The sequence below is a fragment of the Rhodovulum adriaticum genome (genome assembly GCF_004345735.1).
Taxonomy (GTDB): Bacteria; Pseudomonadota; Alphaproteobacteria; order Rhodobacterales; family Rhodobacteraceae; genus Rhodovulum; species Rhodovulum adriaticum.
The window spans coordinates 156980-174179 of the sequence record NZ_SLXL01000005.1; the positions used below are offsets into that span (position 1 = coordinate 156980).

General features: G+C 65.1%; 17 protein-coding genes, 1 tRNA gene and 1 pseudogene. 12 read left to right on the plus strand and 7 right to left on the minus strand.

Annotated features, from left to right (window positions below):
• Window positions 1-112: 112 nt before the first annotated feature.
• Window positions 113-1156: a cytochrome-c peroxidase gene (locus EV656_RS09690; RefSeq protein ID WP_132602964.1), complete on the minus strand. Its 1044-nt coding sequence runs from the start codon at window positions 1154-1156 to the stop codon at window positions 113-115.
• 171 nt (window positions 1157-1327) lie between these two features.
• Here EV656_RS09690 and EV656_RS09695 point away from each other — a divergent pair, with 171 nt between their 5' ends.
• Window positions 1328-2641 carry a 3-deoxy-D-manno-octulosonic acid transferase gene (locus tag EV656_RS09695; RefSeq protein ID WP_132602967.1) on the plus strand — a complete coding sequence of 438 codons (1314 nt, stop codon included), beginning with the start codon at window positions 1328-1330 and terminating at the stop codon, window positions 2639-2641.
• Window positions 2634-3614 (plus strand): threonine dehydratase, encoded by a 981-nt coding sequence (locus EV656_RS09700; RefSeq protein ID WP_132602970.1) that lies wholly within the window; start codon window positions 2634-2636, stop codon window positions 3612-3614. The genes EV656_RS09695 and EV656_RS09700 overlap by 8 nt, the downstream gene beginning before the upstream one ends.
• An 8-nt stretch (window positions 3615-3622) precedes the next feature.
• Here the strand turns inward: EV656_RS09700 and EV656_RS09705 are convergent, their stop codons facing one another.
• The 3 genes from EV656_RS09705 to EV656_RS09715 all read right to left on the minus strand — a co-directional run bounded on the left by EV656_RS09705 (window position 3623) and on the right by EV656_RS09715 (window position 5287).
• On the minus strand, window positions 3623-4105 hold the full coding sequence (locus tag EV656_RS09705; protein ID WP_132602973.1) for a hypothetical protein: 483 nt from the start codon (window positions 4103-4105) through the stop codon (window positions 3623-3625).
• A gap of 22 nt (window positions 4106-4127) precedes the next feature.
• Window positions 4128-4694, minus strand: coding sequence for an RNA 2',3'-cyclic phosphodiesterase (gene thpR, locus EV656_RS09710; RefSeq protein ID WP_132602976.1), 567 nt, complete (start codon window positions 4692-4694; stop codon window positions 4128-4130).
• A 65-nt stretch (window positions 4695-4759) separates the two neighbouring features.
• A complete protein-coding gene (locus EV656_RS09715) occupies window positions 4760-5287 on the minus strand; it encodes a glutathione peroxidase (protein WP_132602979.1) in 528 nt (175 codons plus the stop codon).
• Between the two features lie 132 nt (window positions 5288-5419).
• On the opposite strand from EV656_RS09715, the gene EV656_RS09720 reads away from it, so the two are divergent.
• From EV656_RS09720 to ptsP, 4 genes are all read left to right on the plus strand, one after another.
• Entirely contained in the window at window positions 5420-5857 is a 438-nt protein-coding gene (locus EV656_RS09720; protein WP_132602982.1) for a DUF1178 family protein, read from the plus strand.
• Between the two features lie 7 nt (window positions 5858-5864).
• The gene (locus tag EV656_RS09725; RefSeq protein WP_132602985.1) at window positions 5865-6527 is read left to right on the plus strand and encodes an SDR family oxidoreductase; all 663 of its coding nucleotides are present in this window, start codon (window positions 5865-5867) and stop codon (window positions 6525-6527) included.
• A 64-nt stretch (window positions 6528-6591) separates the two neighbouring features.
• A complete protein-coding gene (locus EV656_RS09730; RefSeq protein ID WP_132602988.1) occupies window positions 6592-7830 on the plus strand; it encodes an aspartate kinase in 1239 nt (412 codons plus the stop codon).
• Window positions 7831-7841: 11 nt separating this feature from the next.
• Window positions 7842-10088, plus strand: coding sequence for a phosphoenolpyruvate--protein phosphotransferase (gene ptsP / locus EV656_RS09735; protein WP_132602991.1), 2247 nt, complete (start codon window positions 7842-7844; stop codon window positions 10086-10088).
• 69 nt (window positions 10089-10157) lie between these two features.
• On the opposite strand, the gene EV656_RS09740 is transcribed toward ptsP, so the two are convergent.
• A complete protein-coding gene (locus EV656_RS09740; protein ID WP_132602994.1) occupies window positions 10158-10646 on the minus strand; it encodes a GNAT family N-acetyltransferase in 489 nt (162 codons plus the stop codon).
• A 76-nt stretch (window positions 10647-10722) separates the two neighbouring features.
• Here EV656_RS09740 and EV656_RS09745 point away from each other — a divergent pair, with 76 nt between their 5' ends.
• Both EV656_RS09745 and EV656_RS09750 read left to right on the plus strand, forming a co-directional pair.
• Complete coding sequence (locus tag EV656_RS09745) at window positions 10723-11328, plus strand: flavin reductase family protein (protein ID WP_132602997.1); 606 nt, start codon at window positions 10723-10725, stop codon at window positions 11326-11328.
• Between the two features lie 126 nt (window positions 11329-11454).
• Window positions 11455-12327, plus strand: a complete 873-nt coding sequence (locus tag EV656_RS09750; protein ID WP_132603000.1) for an S-methyl-5'-thioadenosine phosphorylase — start codon at window positions 11455-11457, stop codon at window positions 12325-12327.
• A 76-nt stretch (window positions 12328-12403) separates the two neighbouring features.
• Here the strand turns inward: EV656_RS09750 and EV656_RS16555 are convergent, their stop codons facing one another.
• On the minus strand, window positions 12404-12571 hold the full coding sequence (locus EV656_RS16555; protein WP_165918980.1) for a hypothetical protein: 168 nt from the start codon (window positions 12569-12571) through the stop codon (window positions 12404-12406).
• A gap of 314 nt (window positions 12572-12885) precedes the next feature.
• Between EV656_RS16555 and EV656_RS09755 the strand changes: the two genes are divergently transcribed.
• From EV656_RS09755 to EV656_RS16560, 4 genes and pseudogenes are all read left to right on the plus strand, one after another.
• The gene (locus EV656_RS09755) at window positions 12886-13425 is read left to right on the plus strand and encodes an adenine phosphoribosyltransferase (protein WP_132603003.1); all 540 of its coding nucleotides are present in this window, start codon (window positions 12886-12888) and stop codon (window positions 13423-13425) included.
• 713 nt (window positions 13426-14138) lie between these two features.
• A tRNA-Ser gene (locus EV656_RS09760) sits at window positions 14139-14228 on the plus strand.
• Between the two features lie 39 nt (window positions 14229-14267).
• A complete protein-coding gene (locus tag EV656_RS09765; protein WP_132603006.1) occupies window positions 14268-15308 on the plus strand; it encodes a hypothetical protein in 1041 nt (346 codons plus the stop codon).
• Window positions 15309-15611: 303 nt separating this feature from the next.
• Window positions 15612-15695, plus strand: a pseudogene (locus EV656_RS16560) (transposase); the annotation flags it as partial.
• A 314-nt stretch (window positions 15696-16009) separates the two neighbouring features.
• On the opposite strand, the gene EV656_RS09770 reads toward EV656_RS16560, so the two are convergent.
• Window positions 16010-17143 (minus strand): hypothetical protein, encoded by a 1134-nt coding sequence (locus tag EV656_RS09770; protein ID WP_132603009.1) that lies wholly within the window; start codon window positions 17141-17143, stop codon window positions 16010-16012.
• Window positions 17144-17200: the final 57 nt, after the last annotated feature.

Sequence of the window (17200 nt, forward strand, 5' to 3'; positions counted from 1 at the left end):
CCCAAACGGCAACCGGGCGCGGGCCTGTGCCGTCCCCCTTGCCCACGCGCAACAGGAAAGGGGCCAGCCATCGGCCAGCCCCTTCCATACGCGCGGAGACAGAGGGTCGCGTTTAGTTTTCGCGGATCATGATGTCGGGGCGCGGGGTCGTCGCGCTCTCGGCCGGCAGCACGGGCAGGGTGATCTCGGGCACCTCGCCGGTCAGGCTGTGCAGGAAGGCCACGATCTTGTCGGCTTCCTCGTCGCTGACCTCTTCGCCCAGTTGGGCAACGCCCATGACCTGCACGGCGACCTTCAGATCCCAGACCTTGCCCGAGTGGAAGTAGGGCGCGGTTTCCGCGATGTTGCGCAGCGGCGCGGCGCGGAAGACGTACTCGTCATAGGCGGTTTCGGTCACCGCAAAGCGGCCCTTGTCGCTCTCGGGCAGGATGTTGGCGCCGGGCTTTTCGACCAGGCCGAACGGATAGTAGCCGTTGCCGCCCAGGTTCACGCCGTTGTGGCAGGTGGTGCAGCCCTTGTCGACGAACAGTTCCAGGCCCTCTTTCTGCTCATCCGTCAGCGCCATGTCGTCGCCGTTCAGGAATGCATCGAACGGCGAGGGGGTAATCAGCGTGGCCTCGAACGCCTCGATCGCGCGGGCCATGTTGTCAAAGCTGACCGGCTCCGCCTCTTCGGGGAAGGCGTCAGAGAACCATTCCTGGTACTGGGTCATCGAGTTCAGGGTATCGACCACGTTCTCGGGGGTGTTCGCCATTTCGACACCGGCCTGAACCGGGCCTTTGGCCTGGGCTTTCAGGTCTTCGGCGCGGCCGTCCCAGAACTGGGCGATGTTCAGAACCGCGTTCAGAACGGTGGGAGAGTTGCGCGGCCCCTTTTGCCAGCCGTGACCGACCGAGGTTTCCATGTTGTCGTCGCCGCCGGTGGTCAGGTTGTGGCACGAGTAGCACGAGAACACGCCCGAGGCCGACAGCCGCGGATCAAAGAACAGGGCCTTGCCAAGTTCGATCTTCTCAGGCGTGACGCGGTTGTCCGCGATTTGCGGAATGGTCGAGGGCAGCGGCTCGAAGTAATCGAGCGCAAGCGAACGCAGATCCTCGGCGGCGGCCGGGCTGGCCAGGGCAGTCGTCAGGAGCGCGGTTGTAAGAAGACGTTTCATGGTTGGCACCGTTCATTTCGGGTTCACGCGTTGCCCCACGACCTTAGAATTCTTCCAAAACCAATCTTTGACTTAGATCAATTCCAGTCAAAAAAATGTGAGTCGTGGAAATCTGTTTAAGATCTGCCCGCCGCGGCACGGCTTGCCAGCCTGCGGGGCCACGCGTAAGCCTTGGACGATGCCGCCACCGGACCGCCGCCCGTGACCCTGTACCGCCTGCTGCTGAGCCTTGCTGCCCCTGCCGTCGCCATCCGCCTGCTGCGCAAGCGGGGCGAGGCGGGCGAACGGTTGGGCGGACACGCGCCCAGCCCGCCCCATCCCGGCCCGGTGATCTGGCTGCACGCAGCCTCTAACGGCGAGGCTGCCTCGGCCCGGGGGCTGGTGCAGGCGATCCTGGAACGCGGTCTGGCGGCCCGCGTGGTGGTGACCTGCAACACCGCAACCGGGCGCGATCTGGTGCGTGGCTGGGGCATGGCCCAGGTGTCGGCGCGGCTGGCCCCGCTGGATTACCGGCAGGCGCTGCGCCGGTTCCTGCGCGGCTGGCAGCCCGCCGCGCTGATCCTGATCGAAAGCGAACTGTGGCCCAACCGCCTGGCCGCGATGGCCCAGCGCGACCGCCCGGTACTGGTGCTGGGCGCGCGCATGTCGGCACGCAGCGCGGCGCGGTGGAGGCGCCTGCCCGGTCTGATCCGTCCCGCGCTGGCCGCTGTGTCCTACCTGTCGGCGCAGGATGACGGGTCTGCCGCACGGTTCCACGCCCTGGGCCTGCCCGCCGACCGGATCGGCCCGGTGGTGAACCTGAAATCCGGCAGCGCGATGCAGGATGGCCCCGACCAGACCGACCTAGACCGCCTGGCCCCGCTTTTCCCGCGCGGCGACACGGTGCTGGCCGCATCGACCCACGCGGGCGAAGAGGCCGCGATCCTGTCCGCCTTTGCCACCGCCCGGCAGACCCGGCCCGGCCTGCGCCTGATCCTGGCCCCGCGCCATCCCCGCCGCGCCCCCGAGATCGCGCAGACAATCGCGCGCGCCGGTCTGACCCACGCCACCCGGTCGCGGGGGGACAGCCCCGATGCCGATACACCCGTCTACCTGGCCGACACGATGGGCGAGATGGGCCTGTGGTACCGGCTGGCCGGGATCACCTTTGTCGGTGGTTCGCTGGTGGATCGGGGCGGGCATACCCCGTTCGAACCCACCGCCCATGGCTCGGCCATCCTGCACGGCCCCCATGTCGCCAATTTCGCCGAGGCCTATGCCGTGCTGGATGCCGCAGGCGGGGCACGGACGGTTGCCGATGACAACGCACTGGCCACGGCGCTGGCCACACTGGACGCCAAGGGCCAGGCCACCATGGCCGCCGCCGCCCGCACCGCCATCGACAGGCTTCATACCGGCGATACCGGGTTGGATCCGCTGCTGGACGCGCTGGCACGGCTGATCCGCCCCCACCCCACCCAGCAAAAGGACACCACCGATGCCTGAGCCGTTGTTCACCCGCGACGAGATCGAGGCCGCCGCCGCGCTGGTGCATGCGCAGATGCCGCCCACGCCGCAATACGCCTGGCCCCTGCTGGAACAGGAATTGGGGTGCGAGGTCTGGGTCAAGCACGAGAACCACACCCCCACCGGCGCCTTCAAGGTGCGCGGCGCGCTGACCTTCATCGATTGGCTGAAGCGCACCCATCCCGATTGCCCCGGCATCGTCACCGCCACCCGCGGCAATCACGGGCAGGGGCAGGCGATGGCCGCGACGGCGGCGGGGATGACGGCGAAAATCTACGTGCCCGAGGGCAATTCGGTCGAAAAGAACGCCGCGATGCGGGCCTTTGGCGGGCAGGTGATCGTGCACGGCGCCGATTTCGACACCGCCCGGGCCGAGGCGATGCGCGTGGCCGAGGAAGAGGGGCTGTTCCCCGTCCCGCCCTTTCACCCCGAACTGGTGCGCGGCGTGGCGACCTATGCGCTGGAATTGTTCACCGCACAGCCCGATCTGGACACGGTCTATGTGCCGATCGGCTGCGGGTCTGGGATCTGCGGGCTGATTACCGTGCGCGACCTCTTGGGGCTGAAGACCAAGATCGTCGGCGTGGTGTCGGAAAACGCCGATTGCGTGCTGCGGTCCATGGCCGCGAACGACATGGTGGAAACCGAAACCGCCCGCACCTTTGCCGATGGCATGGCCGTGCGCGTCCCGGTGCCCGAGGCCATGGCGATCTATGCAGGTGGCGCGGAACGCATCATCACCGTATCCGACGAAGAGGTGGCAGAGGCGATCCGACTGTATTTCCGCGCCACCCACAACGTGGCAGAGGGCGCAGGCGCCGCACCGCTGGCCGCGCTGATGGCGGAACGGGACATGATGGCGGGCCGTCGCGTCGGCGTGATCCTGTGCGGCGGCAATATCGACACCGACTGGTTCGTGACGGTGATGCAGGGCGGCGTGCCGCAGGTCTGAGGCCGGGGCTACAGAAAGCTTATCGGTTCGTGATCCTCGCCCTCGCCGCCCGACTGGCCGGGGGCGAACAGGGCCAGGCTGCGTTCGTCGTGATATTCCACGCCGGGTTTGAAAAACTGGTGATCGTGCATGTCGTAAAAGCCGCTGAGGCACAGGCCCGCCGTGCCGAAAAACAACTGCTCGGTGCACAGCGTCACCGGCCCCAGACGGCTTTCCAACAGGCGCAGCATGACGGCGGTTTCCACGGCGAACAGGTCAACGCCCGCGAATTGCACACCGGCGACATGGCGCCCGGTCACGATGCGAACAAGCTGACCCTCGCGATACTCGCAGATCGGCAGGTGCAGGCCGCGATACTCCATCGTTCGGCCGCCCGTACCGCGATAGACATGGCCCGCCCTGCCCAGTCCTGGCACCTCGGCGACAGCCTCCGGCGTCATGCCAAGGTCCAGCGGCCCCAGCCCCTGCCCGGGTCGAATCGTCCAGATCATGTTTCCTCCCGTTTTGGCGACACTATGCGGGGTCGGAAGGATTCGGCGAAGCGGAAAGCGGGTACTGCGCCAATTCGGCATGCCGCGCCGGGCCACGCCCAAGATCAGAGCGGTAAAGCGCGAAACCGTGCACCTGAAATGGACCGGCGGCAAAGGCGGCCCCGCCCGCCACGGCGCGGGCCAGACGGGCACGCCCCGTGCGCGCGGCGTTGACATAGGCCAGCGTGACATGGGGCACGAAACGGCGCGCCTCGACCTGCACCCCCGCGGTCCTTGCTGCCTGCGCCACCCGCGCCTGAAGGTGATCCAGTGCCGGGTCCGGCACCACGCGCGCATGGATCGACCGGGGCCGCGCGCCGCCGAACATGTCCAGCCCCGCCAGCCGCAGGGTCAAGGGCGCCGCATGCACCCCCGACAGGGCCAGGTGCACCTCCTCCAGCAGGGGGTCCGGCACCTCGCCCAGAAAGACCAACGTCAGGTGCAGATTCTCGGGCGGCAGGACGCGGCCCACCTGCAACCGCGCCTGCAACGCCACCAGCGCGGCGCGAATATCGTCAGGCAGCGGGATTGCGACGAAGGCGCGGATCATGGCGGAACCTCGCGGCGGAATTTCCCGCCACCCTGCCCGCGCCACAACCGGCGGGCAAGGCAGGCTCAGTCCAGCGATGCCTCGATCCGCGCGGTCAGCTTGCGCGCGTTCGGGCGGGTGAACGACCCGTAGGTCGCCACGACCTCGCCATCTGGGCCCAGCAACACCTTGTTGAAGTTCCAGCCCGGCTCGAACCCGTGTTCGGCCTTCAGCCAGCGATAAAAGGGATGCGCCTGTGCACCCTTGACGTGGGTGATCTCGGTCATCGGGAAGGTCAGGTTGAAATTGACCTCGCAGAAACCCTTGACCGCTGCCTCATCCGCCAGTTCCTGGTTGAAATCGTCCGAGGGCACGCCCAGCACCACCAAACCGCGCGGGCCATAGCGTGCGTACAGCGCCTGCAACCCGTCATATTGCGGTGTGAACCCGCAGCGCGAGGCGGTGTTGACCACCAGGACGGGCTGGCCGCGAAAATCGTCCAGCGCGATTTCACCCCCGTCGATGGCCGCAAAGCGAAGGCCCTCGGGCGCTGGCGCGGCGGTGGCGGTCGTGGCGCTCAGCGCCAATGCGGCAAGGGCCTTGAACGGGCGCATTCTGTCCCCTCCATCGGTTGTCGGCGGTTGGTAGATAGCTATCGCGCGCAACCCGCGGGTCAAGCCGACCCGTTGCATTGGCCCGCGCAGGCGTTATCTACTGAGCATCCTTGACCAGGGGGCGCTGACGGCATGATCCGCTACACGCTGAGCTGTGCTGACGGACACCGGTTCGAGAGCTGGTTCCAGTCGGCCGACGCCTTTGACAAGCTGCACGCCGCGGGCATGGTTGCCTGCGCGGTCTGCGGCGGCACGCAGGTTCAGAAAACCCTGATGGCCCCCAGCGTCGCCACCGACACACCCGCCGCCCCCGCAGAGCCCGACGCGCCCAAGCTGAGCACCCCGGCCAGCCCCGCCGAACAGGCCCTGGCCGAGTTGAAGCGCAAGATCGAGGCGCATTCCGATTACGTCGGCCCCCGCTTTGCGCAAGAGGCCCGCGACATGCACGCCGGCCTGACCCCCGAACGCGCGATCCATGGCGAGGCGCGGCTGGACGAGGCGAAGAAACTGATCGAAGAGGGCATTCCCGTCGCCCCCCTGCCCTTTGCCCCCGGGCGCAAAACGAATTGAGGTTCCCATGACCCCGCTGATTACCGGCGCGAACCGCGGCATCGGCCTGCAAGTGCTGCAAGATTATGCCGCCCGCGGCGACAGCCCCATCGGCACCGCGCGCCGTCAGCCGCCCGCGGTGGATGGCGCCCGCTGGGAAACGCTGGACGTGACCGACCCGGCCAGCATCCGCGCATTGGCCGACCAGCTGAAAGGCACGGCGCTGGACCTGCTGGTGTGCAATGCCGCGCTGTATCTGGACAAGGGCCAGCCGCTGGATGACGGCTATCCGCCGGAAATGTGGGCGCAGATGTTCGCAACCAACGTGACCGGCGTGTTCCTGACGATCCAGGCGCTGCTGCCCAACCTGCGCCGGGCGCCCAGCCCGAAGATCGCGATCCTGTCCTCGATGATGGCCAGCGACGAACGCGCGCCGGGCAAATCCTATATCTACCGTGCCTCCAAGGCGGCGGTGCTGAACCTGGGCCGCAACCTGTCCAGCGACCTGGCCCCCGAGGGCATCGCGGTGGGCATCTACCACCCCGGCTGGGTGCGGACCGACATGGGCGGCACGGCGGCCGATCTGGGGGTGGAACAGGCCGCCGCGGGGCTGATCGCGCGTTTCGATGCGCTGGATATGGGCAACACCGGCTGTTTCGAAACATGGGACGGGCAGCCCCATCCCTATTGATCTTGCCCGCGCGCGGGGTTTCGCCTAGAGCAACCCGAAACATGCGGGACGAGATAGGCGAACCATGTCGGTTCTTGTGATGAAATTCGGCGGCACCTCGGTCGCCGATCTGGGGCGGATCAGGAACGCCGCCCAAAAGGTCAGGCGCGAGGTAGAGCGCGGCCATGACGTGATCGTCATTGTGTCGGCCATGTCGGGCAAAACGAACGAACTGGTCGGCTGGGTCGAGGAAACCTCGCCCCTGTTCGACGCGCGCGAATACGATGCCGTGGTCAGCTCTGGCGAGAACATCACTGCCGGGCTGATGGCGCTGACGTTGCAGGAAATGGACGTGCCCGCGCGCAGCTGGCAGGGCTGGCAGGTGCCGGTGCAGACGACCAGCGCGCATTCCGCCGCCCGGATCGAGGATATCCCGCGCGCCAATATCGACCAGAAATTCGCCGAGGGCATGAAGGTGGCCGTCGTGGCCGGGTTCCAGGGCATCAGCCCCGAGGGCCGGATCACCACCCTGGGCCGGGGTGGGTCGGACACGACGGCGGTAGCCTTTGCCGCGGCCTTCGACGCGGTGCGCTGCGACATCTATACGGATGTGGACGGGGTCTATACCACCGATCCGCGGATCGAGGACAAGGCGCGCAAGCTCGACCGCATCGCGTTCGAGGAAATGCTGGAACTGGCCAGCCTGGGCGCCAAGGTGCTGCAAACCCGGTCGGTCGAACTGGCGATGCGCTACAAGGTGAAGCTGCGGGTTCTGTCCAGCTTCGAGGATACGGACGAAAACTCCGGCACGCTCGTCTGCGACGAGGAGGACATCATGGAACAGAATGTGGTTTCGGGCATCGCCTATCAACGCGACGAGGCGAAGATGACGCTGATCTCGGTCGCCGACCGGCCGGGCATCGCCGCGGCGATCTTTGGCCCCTTGGCGCAGGCAGGCGTCAACGTGGACATGATCGTGCAGAACATCAGCGAAGAGGGCCGCACCGACATGACCTTTTCCTGCCCGGTCAACCAGGTGGCCCGCGCCCAGGACGCCCTGGCCAAGGCCAAGGAGGCGGGCGACATCAACTTCCACGACATGGTCGCCGATACCGACGTGGCCAAGGTGTCGGTCGTGGGCATCGGGATGCGCAGCCATACCGGCGTGGCGTCCAGGATGTTCGAGGTGCTCGCCGCTGAGGGGATCAACATCCGGGTCATTACAACCTCTGAGATAAAGATTTCGGTGCTGATCGACCGGAAATATATGGAACTTGCTGTGCAAGCCCTCCATGATGCGTTCGAACTGGACAACGCGGCCTGACCCGGGGGCACATGCCCGAACAGACTGACAGCGCGAGCCGCAGGCTGCTTGGCCGCCTGCGCGACACCCTTGCCGAACCCGGCGCGGGGCAGGAACGGCTTGACCGCATCACCCATATCATCGCCGAACAGATGGGAACGGATGTGTGTTCCATCTACCTGTTCCGCGATCCCGACACGCTGGAACTGTGCGCCACCGAGGGGCTGAAGCCCGAGGCCGTGCACCAGACCCGCCTGCGCGTGGGCGAGGGCCTGGTCGGCCGCGTCGCCAAGACCGCGCGCCCGATCAACACCGGCAACGCGCCGCAGGAACGCGGCTTTCGCTACATGCCCGAAACCGGGGAAGAGGTGTTCTCCTCTTTCCTGGGGGTGCCGGTGCAACGGCTGGGCGTGCGGCTGGGCGTGCTGGTCGTGCAGTCGAAAGAGGGTCGGCAGTATTCCGACGACGAGGTCTACGCCCTGGAAGTCGTGGCCATGGTGCTGGCCGAGATGACGGAACTGGGCGCCTTTATCGGCGAGGGCGAGGCCCTGACCGCCCTGCATTCACGGCCGGCGATGCTGCGCGGGACCGTCGCACAGGAAGGCGTGGCCATGGGCCATGCCTGGCTGCACGAACCGCGCGTTGTGGTGACCCAGCCCATCGCCGACGACCCGGCCACCGAAATGGCCCGCCTGAACGAGGCGGTGGACAAGCTGCGCATCACGGTCGACGAGATGCTGAACGCCGCGCCAGATGGCGACAACGAACAGTTGCAGGTGCTGGAAGCCTACCGCATGTTCGCCAATTCCCGCGGCTGGAAACGCCGCATGGAAGAGGACATTGCCCGCGGCCTGTCGGCCGAGGCCGCCGTGGAAAAGGAACAATCCGCCGCCCGCGCCCGGATGCAGACGGTGCCCGATCCCTATCTGCGCGAACGCCTGCACGACCTGGATGACCTGTCCAACCGCCTGTTGCGCATCCTGACCGGCCAGGGCGAGCGCACCGGCGCCGAACGCCCCGCCGACCCGATCCTGATCGCCCGCAATATCGGCCCGGGCGAGTTGCTGGATTACGGCCGTTCCTTGCGCGGCATCGTGCTGGAGGAGGGCGCCGTCGGCAGCCACGCCGCCATCGTGGCCCGCGCCCTGGCGATCCCGCTGATCGTACATGCCGGGCGTGTCACCACCGAGGCGTTGAATGGCGACCCGGTGCTGGTCGATGGCGAACAGGGCATCGTGCACCTGCGCCCCGAGGAAACCGTTGCCAGCGCCTTCCGCGACAAGATGGCGATGCAGGCCAAGGCGGTGAAACGCTATGCCGCGATCCGCAACGAACCGGCGCTGACCCTGTGCGGCACGCGGGTTGCGCTGACGATGAATGCAGGCCTGATGGCCGACCTGCCCTCGCTGGAAAGCTCGGGCGCCGAGGGCGTGGGCCTGTTCCGCACCGAATTGCAGTTCCTTGTGCGCACCAAGGTGCCCCGCCGCAGCGAGCTGGCGCAGCTTTACGCGCGCGTCATCGACGCCGCACAGGGCAAACGCGTCGTGTTCCGCACGCTGGATATCGGGTCCGACAAGGTGCTGCCCTACATGAAGCGGCGCGAGGAACCGAACCCCGCCCTGGGATGGCGGGCGATCCGGGTGGGGCTGGACCGGCCCGGCGTCATGCGGATGCAGATCCAGGCACTGATCCGCGCGGCGAACGGCCGTCCCCTGACATTGATGTTCCCCTTCGTCGCCCAGCTGGACGAGTTCCGAACCGCGCGCGAACATGTCCTGGGCGAGCTTGAGCGCGAGGAACGGCTGGGCCGCGTCCTGCCCGAAAAGGTCGAGATCGGCGCGATGCTGGAAACGCCCAGCATGGCCTTTGCACCGCGCCAGTTCTACGAAGAGGCCGACTTCATCTCTATCGGCGGCAACGACCTGAAGCAGTTCTTCTTCGCCGCCGACCGCGAGAACGAGCATGTCCGCCGCCGCTATGACACGCTGAACGTCAGTTTCCTGACCTTGCTGGAACAGATCGTGAAGCGCTGCGAGGATACCGGCACACCGCTAAGTTTCTGCGGCGAGGATGCAGGCCGCCCGGTCGAGGCGCTGTGCTTTGCCGCAATCGGGCTGCGCGCCCTGTCGATGCGCCCGGCCTCGATCGGGCCGGTCAAGAACATGCTGCGCAAAAGCGATCTGACCGAGGCCCGCGCGGTGATCGACGCCGCCCGCGCCAGCGGCGCGCAATCGGTACGGCCCGCTGTGATGGACTGGCTGCGCCGACGCGGGGAATAACCGCCAGGCAGAAGAATTTTCACGAAAATTCTTCGGACAGAAAAATCTTCGGTAAGATTTTTCTCCACCTCACGCGTTGGCCCGCGTCACCTCGCCCGCGACGCCGTCCCAGGCGCCGGGCGTCAGTTCGATCCCCAGCACGCGGTCGGGGTTGGTCGGCGGGGGCATTTCAACCCCGTCCAGCCGGGCAAAGCCGAAGCGCGAGTAATAGGGCGCATCGCCCACCAACATCACACGGGCAAAGCCCAGGGCACGGGCACGTTCCACCGACTCGCGGATCAGGGCGGCGCCCAGCCCCTCGCCCTGGCGGGTGGGGTGCACCGCGATCGGCCCCAGCAACAGCGCCTGCGCCCCGCCCACCTGCACCGGCCAATAGCGGATCGCGGCTGCCAGGATTCCGCCTGCGTCGCGGGCGATCAGGCACAGGGGGGCCACTGGCGGCACGCCCTCGCGCAGCCGGTAGGACGACAGCGCCTCGCGCCCCGGCGCAAAGCACAGGTCGTACAGCGCTTCGACCTCCCACCAATCCTCGGCCGTTTCTTGTGCCAGACGGATCACGCCCCTGCCCCGCTTGCCCTTTGAAACGGCCCTAGCACGGGGCTATGTCGGGGGCAAATACCAGCGAGGGACCGACATGTTCTACCGCCCCGAGGATGGCCACGGCCTGCCCCACAACCCGTTCAACGCCATCGTCACACCGCGGCCCATCGGCTGGATTTCCACCCGCGGCGCGGACGGGGCGGACAACCTGGCGCCCTATTCCTTCTTCAACGCGGTGGCCTATGACCCGCCGCAGGTCATGTTCGCCTCCACCGCCACGAAACCGGACCGCGATGGCACCAAGGACAGCGTGGCCAATATCCGCGACACCGGCGTCTTTTGCGCCAACATCGTGGAATACGCGATGCGGGACGTCATGAACGCGACCTCGGCTGCCTTTGGGCGCGAGGTGGACGAGTTTGCACAGGCCGGCATTGAAAAGGCCGCCTGCGAAACCATCGACTGCCCCCGCGTGGCCGCCGCCCCCGCCAGCCTGGAATGCCGCCTGACCCAGATCGTGCAATTGCCGGGCGCGGCCAATTTCGCGGTGTTCGGCCAGGTCATGGGCGTGCACATGCGCGACGATTGCCTGCACGAGGGACGTTTCGACGTGACCCGCTTTGTGCCGCTGGCGCGGATGGGCTATCGCGATTACGCGGCCATCCAGGCGGTGTTCGACCTGAGACGTCCGGGCGAGTGAGCTGCGCCGCATATTTCCGCAGAAAAATCGGGCAACCCGCCCCTGCGGCCATGCTGCGGCTTCCCTTGGCGCGCGGGGACGTTAGAACGGGGGCGCAATGGCATTCAACGATAAGGGGCGAGTGACATGGAACGGATGATCGGGGTGATCGGCGGCTCGGGCGTCTACGACATCGACGGGCTGGAAGAGGCCCGCTGGCAAGCGGTGGAAAGCCCCTGGGGCACCCCCTCGGACGAAATCCTGACCGGCACGCTGGACGGGGTAAAGATGGCCTTTCTGCCGCGCCACGGCCGCGGCCACGTGCATTCGCCCACCACGGTTCCCTACCGCGCCAATATCGACGCGCTGAAGCGGATCGGCGTGACCGAAATCGTGTCGGTGTCCGCCTGCGGATCCTTCCGCGAGGAACTGGCGCCGGGCGATTTCGTGGTGGTGGACCAGTTCATCGACCGCACCTTCGCCCGCGAGAAAAGCTTTTTCGGCAAGGGCTGCGTGGCCCATGTCAGCATGGCGCACCCCACCTGCCCGCGCGTGTCTGCCGCCTGCCTGCAGGCCGCCCGCGACGAGGGCATCACCATCCATCAGGGCGGCACCTACCTGGCGATGGAAGGGCCGCAGTTTTCCACCCTGGCCGAGTCCAAGCTGTACCGCGAAAACTGGGGCTGCGACGTGATCGGCATGACCAACATGCCCGAGGCCAAACTCGCCCGCGAGGCCGAGATTTGCTATGCCTCCATCGCCATGGTCACCGATTACGACTGCTGGCACCCCGACCATGACGCGGTCGAGGTGTCCGATATCGTCAAGACGCTGGTGGGCAACGCGGAAAAGGCCCGCGGCATGGTCAGCCGCCTGCCGAAACTGCTGGGCGACTACAAGCCCTGCGAACATGGCTGCGACCGGGCGCTGGAATACGCCCTGATTACCGCCCCCGAAAAGCGCGACCCCGCGCTGATGGCCAAGCTGGATGCGGTCGCGGGCCGGGTGCTGAACGCCTGACGCCACCACAACGGACCATCGACACGAAACGGGCGCGTCAGCACGGCGCGCCCTTTTTCATGGGCGGGCGGCAGGCTCAGCCCTTGTCGCCGTTTTCCTTCATGAACCGCCGGATGAAGGCCCGGATTTCGCGCGCGGCACTGGTATCCAGATCCTTGCACAGCTCGACAAAGGCATCGCGCTCTTGCTTGTCGAGCCGCAGCACAAGCTGGCTGTCTTTCTTTTTCGTTGCCTTCTTGGGCAAGGCCGTACCCCCGGACCTTGAATTTTGCCTATGCAATGTATATACTTTAGCATCACCACCGCAAGGCAGCATCGAGCGGAATTCTTGCGGCAACAATAAAAGAAAGGGAACGAATATGAACCTGCACACCGCCCAAAGCATGATGATGCACGACCGTCTGGATTGGAACAAACCGCATCTGAAGTGGATTTCCAACAGGCTGTACCGTTACTTCAGCGCCGTCAAACGCTGAGCTATTGCGGCAATCGCGCCCTTGATCGCCGGTCCCGCTTGGGCGAAACCCGAACGGTGAACAGAGCCGAGAGGACCGCGCGATGCCGCAAAGCAAGACCGTCAAGGACTATATCCGTACCATTGTCGACTTCCCCCACGAAGGGATCATGTTCCGCGACGTGACCACGCTGTTCGCCGATCCGCGCGGGTTCCGGATGGCCATCGACCAGCTGCTGCATCCCTATGCCGGGGCCCAGATCGACAAGGTCGTGGGGCTGGAGGCACGCGGTTTCATCCTGGGCGGCGCGATCGCGCACCAACTGTCCAAGGGCTTCGTCCCCGTGCGCAAGAAGGGCAAGCTGCCCGCCGCCACCATCGCCGAGGAATACAAGCTGGAATACGGCGAGGCCGTGGTCGAAATCCACGACGACGCCCTGCAGCCCGGCGAAAAAGTGCTGATCGTGGATGACCTGCTGGCCACCGGCGGCACATGCGAGGCCGGGATCAAACTGTGCGAACGGCTGGGCGCTGAGGTGATCGGCTGCGCCTTCATCGTCGATCTGCCCGACCTGGGCGGCCGCCGCCGGCTGGAGGCGATGGGCATGGACGTGCACGCCCTGTGCGATTTCGCGGGCCTCTGACCCGACCGCCCTGTGGGCCGTCGCGCCGATCAGTACTCCCCCACAGGGCAACCCGCCCGCCCACCCGACCCAAACCACCGCGCCGCGCCAGTGGCGCGCGCAAGGCCTGACACCGGCAGCTGCACGTTGGCGGGCTGGTGCTAAGATCCACGGCCCCACCAACCGGCGTGCGCGGCAAGCAGGTAATCCGTACCAACCGCAGCACAGCGCAGCCAAGCCCGAATGACAGGGCAAACCGGATCCGCTGCGGATTGCGGGCCTCTTTCTACTCCAGCTGGCAGGGCACCCCAGAGCGACGCCAAAGCACAACCGCTGGGGGGAGGAACCCGCCGCATAGGTGACTAAGAAGGCATCATCCTCAATTGAAGGGTACCCGATGGGCGCCCGGCTCTACGACAAGGCCCGCCGCAAGCTGTTTGCCCTGGCGCGGGAGGGCGGTCTAAAGTTCCGACAATGCTATGACCGTCACACGGGCTCGAACAGGTACCCCGACTCGTGGGCTGCAACGGCGTGCCAAGGTCCTCAGAGAGGCGGCACTCCGCGACACGGCTGGAACGAAGCGGAAACAAAATTGACCAAATCCTGCCCCAGAAACAGGTCCGGGCGGTGCCTTTCCATGCCATTTCAAGGGGTTCAGGCCCCTCGGAGCCGATTTCGGATTTCAGGGAATTTCGCCTTGAATATCCTGTGCTTGGACCGCTATACGGGTCGGCGGAGACGTGGCCGAGTGGTCGAAGGCGCTCCCCTGCTAAGGGAGTAGGCGGGAAACCGTCTCGAGGGTTCGAATCCCTTCGTCTCCGCCACCCAGGCTAAACCAGTTGTATTTCTGGGTTTTCCACTTGATGTCCAAACGCTTGTTGTCCAAGTGTGAACCACAAGAATACCGAGAAAGAAGACATGCGCACCTCAGGCAACCTCGCGACCCCAGCAAAAGTTGGGTGCTCAAGATGGTTACATCGCCCGATCTGGTAGGTCTTCCGAACCCTTGGGATGGCAAAGCGTTTCTTAAGACGATCGCAAGAGGGCCTGGTACGCGCCATTTTCTTTCCGCCCGCAAGCTTCGTGACATCCTGCTGGGCGACATCCGCAGACTGCAGGACGGTGAGGCGTTTTCCCTCGCACCTGTCGTTGAGTGGCGGGAAGCGATCTTGGCTGCCCGCAAGAAGGCGCAGGAAGAGGGCGACCCCTTCAACGTCGGTGTGGAGTTCGTCTTGAGCGACCAGCTGGAGCAACCTGAGGCTCGCGGCGTTCCAAGCGACCAGCTCAAGCGTTTCGCCCACGTGGCTACCGGATCAGGGTTTCCGCTTGACCTCGCCCACACGCAGTATGTGGAGGCTCGTCGCGTCGGAAATCCCTACGGCTATGCCCCGTTGAAGCGCACGACGGTAATGAACCTCGACCGAAGAGGCTCGCCGCTTCCGAGACGTCTACCTCCCATCCGTCCGAAATCACCCAGCCCAGAGGGTCTCTCCGCTCAGACAGCGGCGAAGAACGCCACCCTCATCCAACACCTGTGGGTGTGGGCGATCGAGAACGGCCATCTCGGACGGAAAGCCCAGAACCCGTGGGAGTTCCGCAGGGGTGTACCCCAAAAGGACACAACTTTAAACGTCAAGGGCTGCCTCCTTGTCAGCTCCTGCGTCGGTGGCGTAGGGGTGAGGGCAGGGCAATCAATGCCAAATAGAAACGAAATCAAATTCTTGCGCCGCTTTAAACGTAGAAGGACGCTGATCTGTGCAGAACCTTATCCATATCAACCTCCCGCTCTTCGGTCGCATCTTCCTGCGCTCGACAGGATCACCATCCCGCCCGTGCCCGCTGAGCAGTTGACCTTGCCATGCGGCAAGGAGCTGTTGCTGTGCCTCGGGTCTCTGCGGCCCTAAATCACCCCCGCTTCCGTGGTGGCGGCAGAGAGGCGTTGAGGCGGTCACAGAGGGGGCGTCGTCCCAGCGGCGGACCTCAGGGCTAATTCCCTACGGTCCAGCTTGCACACTGCCATGGTCGGCTTGATACCCCCGCAACTTGTCTGCCGTGAAACTGAGAGCAAAGAGAGCCAAACCGCCCAGGCTGACCCCAACGAGCCGCCACCGCGCTTACAGGTATTACACAGGCACAGATCGTGACCTGAGACCCGTTTCCACCTCCGGTTTGAGGTAGAGTCTGTCCCAACGAAGGAGACGGACGGAATGAAGAGATCGCGGTTCACGGAGGAGCAGATCATTGCGATCCTGAAGCAGCAGGAGAGCGGCGTGACAACGGCGGATGTGTGCCCCGGCATCCGGATCACCCACGACCGGGAAGGCAAGGACCGGCGGCGCGTCATCATCATGGATCAGGCGTGATCGCTGTCCGCCCTGTCCGCCTGCCGTCCGCCGCCATATCCAACAGGGCCTGGGGGCGGACAGGGCGGACGGCAGAAAGGTGAATGCTGGGGGGCGCGGCTTGGCGCTCGCTCCGAGTTCATTGCCGCGCTGCGTATAGGGCGCAGCTTCGGCCTTCAGCTCCCACGGAAGGGGGGGCGGGAAGCAAGCTTTCGCTGCGAACGCCGCTAAGGTCAGCTTTGCGGCACCAACGCAGCGGTCAATTACCCCGCAATGTGTCGCCAGCCTTTTTCATCTGTCTCGTAGATTTGCCCGCGCCCGGCGCCAATGCCAGTCCCCTCCTTTAGGAAGCAAAGCGCACAGACATTGGCACCGACGCCGCCCAGTAAAATGGCGTCGATCATGAAACGCATCAGTGCGAAGGGCTGACCGCAAAGGTCGCAATCGGTGATGTCGCCGCACCAAAACATTTCTTCTGCTGGAGGCGCTTCACTCTCGAGCATTTTCGCAAGCTGCCGCTCGGCGATATTATGGTCGCTGTTGACGAATGACTCGATTGTTTCGGCGAAGCCCTGATCGGTGGTCATGAAGATCTCAACGAGCTGGCCGACCTCTTCTTGATGCTCATAAATCATTTGATTCATCGACAAAATAGCACCTTTCACCGAGATGATCGATGCCCCCTGGACGCGGAATCGTTCGGGGCCAGACTCGCCCTCGCGAAACACCGCGTATCGCATACCCAAATCAATCATGATATCGCTGTTCATCGACCTATTCACGCCGAAGTGGCAGGCGAGGAAATAGCCAAAGCTGTCGCCGGCGAAATGCTCGGAAATCACCTTATTGAAATCCGGCGGCGATCCATCCCATTCGGGCACTCCAATGAAGCGCTCGACTACGCCATCGTGCTCAATGCCGAGTCTGAAAGTCGGGACATAACCAGGAAAACCAAACGCGGAAGCAGCGATCGCGCGCAGGATATCCTCGGGGCTATACGCAACGATATCGATTTTTACAGGCCGGCCCTTGCGTTCGGCATAACGTATAAGCTGTGTGACGGCGCCGAGCCACTCTTCGTTGAAGAAGAAGATGTTTTCGACCCGCTGACGTAGCGCCGCCATTTGCGGCGGTGAGTCCGTGCGCGCTGCATAGCGCAGGCGGAAATCAGATTCGCCGCCTTCTCCGCGGATTTCATCGATGATTGTCTGGTCCTCAAGCCAGGGATCGACGAACCGACCGAAGCGATGGACAACGATATCTTCCTGAGCGCCATCCTCAAACCATTTACCGCCCTTTTCAGGATGGGCGATTTCCGCGGCGTCGGCGCCGATCTCGCGATAGGGCACCCCGCCATAGTGAACCGCCCCGGGTTTACCGGAGAGTTTCTGGTTCAATGATTAGGCTGCTTTTTCGTTGGCTTTCAAGCGTGCGTAGAATGCCTCCTCTGCTTC

Bases quoted from the DNA above. Each gene is read 5' to 3' on its own strand.
- thpR (WP_132602976.1), bottom strand. From the start codon at position 4,694: ATGATCCGCGCCTTCGTCGCAATCCCGCTGCCTGACGATATTCGCGCC.
- EV656_RS09700 (WP_132602970.1), top strand. From the start codon at position 2,634: ATGCCTGAGCCGTTGTTCACCCGCGACGAGATCGAGGCCGCCGCCGCG.
- EV656_RS09725 (WP_132602985.1), top strand. From the start codon at position 5,865: ATGACCCCGCTGATTACCGGCGCGAACCGCGGCATCGGCCTGCAAGTG.
- EV656_RS09705 (WP_132602973.1), bottom strand. From the start codon at position 4,105: ATGATCTGGACGATTCGACCCGGGCAGGGGCTGGGGCCGCTGGACCTT.
- EV656_RS09720 (WP_132602982.1), top strand. From the start codon at position 5,420: ATGATCCGCTACACGCTGAGCTGTGCTGACGGACACCGGTTCGAGAGC.
- EV656_RS09715 (WP_132602979.1), bottom strand. From the start codon at position 5,287: ATGCGCCCGTTCAAGGCCCTTGCCGCATTGGCGCTGAGCGCCACGACC.
- EV656_RS09750 (WP_132603000.1), top strand. From the start codon at position 11,455: ATGGAACGGATGATCGGGGTGATCGGCGGCTCGGGCGTCTACGACATC.
- ptsP (WP_132602991.1), top strand. From the start codon at position 7,842: ATGCCCGAACAGACTGACAGCGCGAGCCGCAGGCTGCTTGGCCGCCTG.
- EV656_RS09745 (WP_132602997.1), top strand. From the start codon at position 10,723: ATGTTCTACCGCCCCGAGGATGGCCACGGCCTGCCCCACAACCCGTTC.
- EV656_RS09730 (WP_132602988.1), top strand. From the start codon at position 6,592: ATGTCGGTTCTTGTGATGAAATTCGGCGGCACCTCGGTCGCCGATCTG.
- EV656_RS09690 (WP_132602964.1), bottom strand. From the start codon at position 1,156: ATGAAACGTCTTCTTACAACCGCGCTCCTGACGACTGCCCTGGCCAGC.
- EV656_RS09755 (WP_132603003.1), top strand. From the start codon at position 12,886: ATGCCGCAAAGCAAGACCGTCAAGGACTATATCCGTACCATTGTCGAC.
- EV656_RS09765 (WP_132603006.1), top strand. From the start codon at position 14,268: ATGTCCAAACGCTTGTTGTCCAAGTGTGAACCACAAGAATACCGAGAA.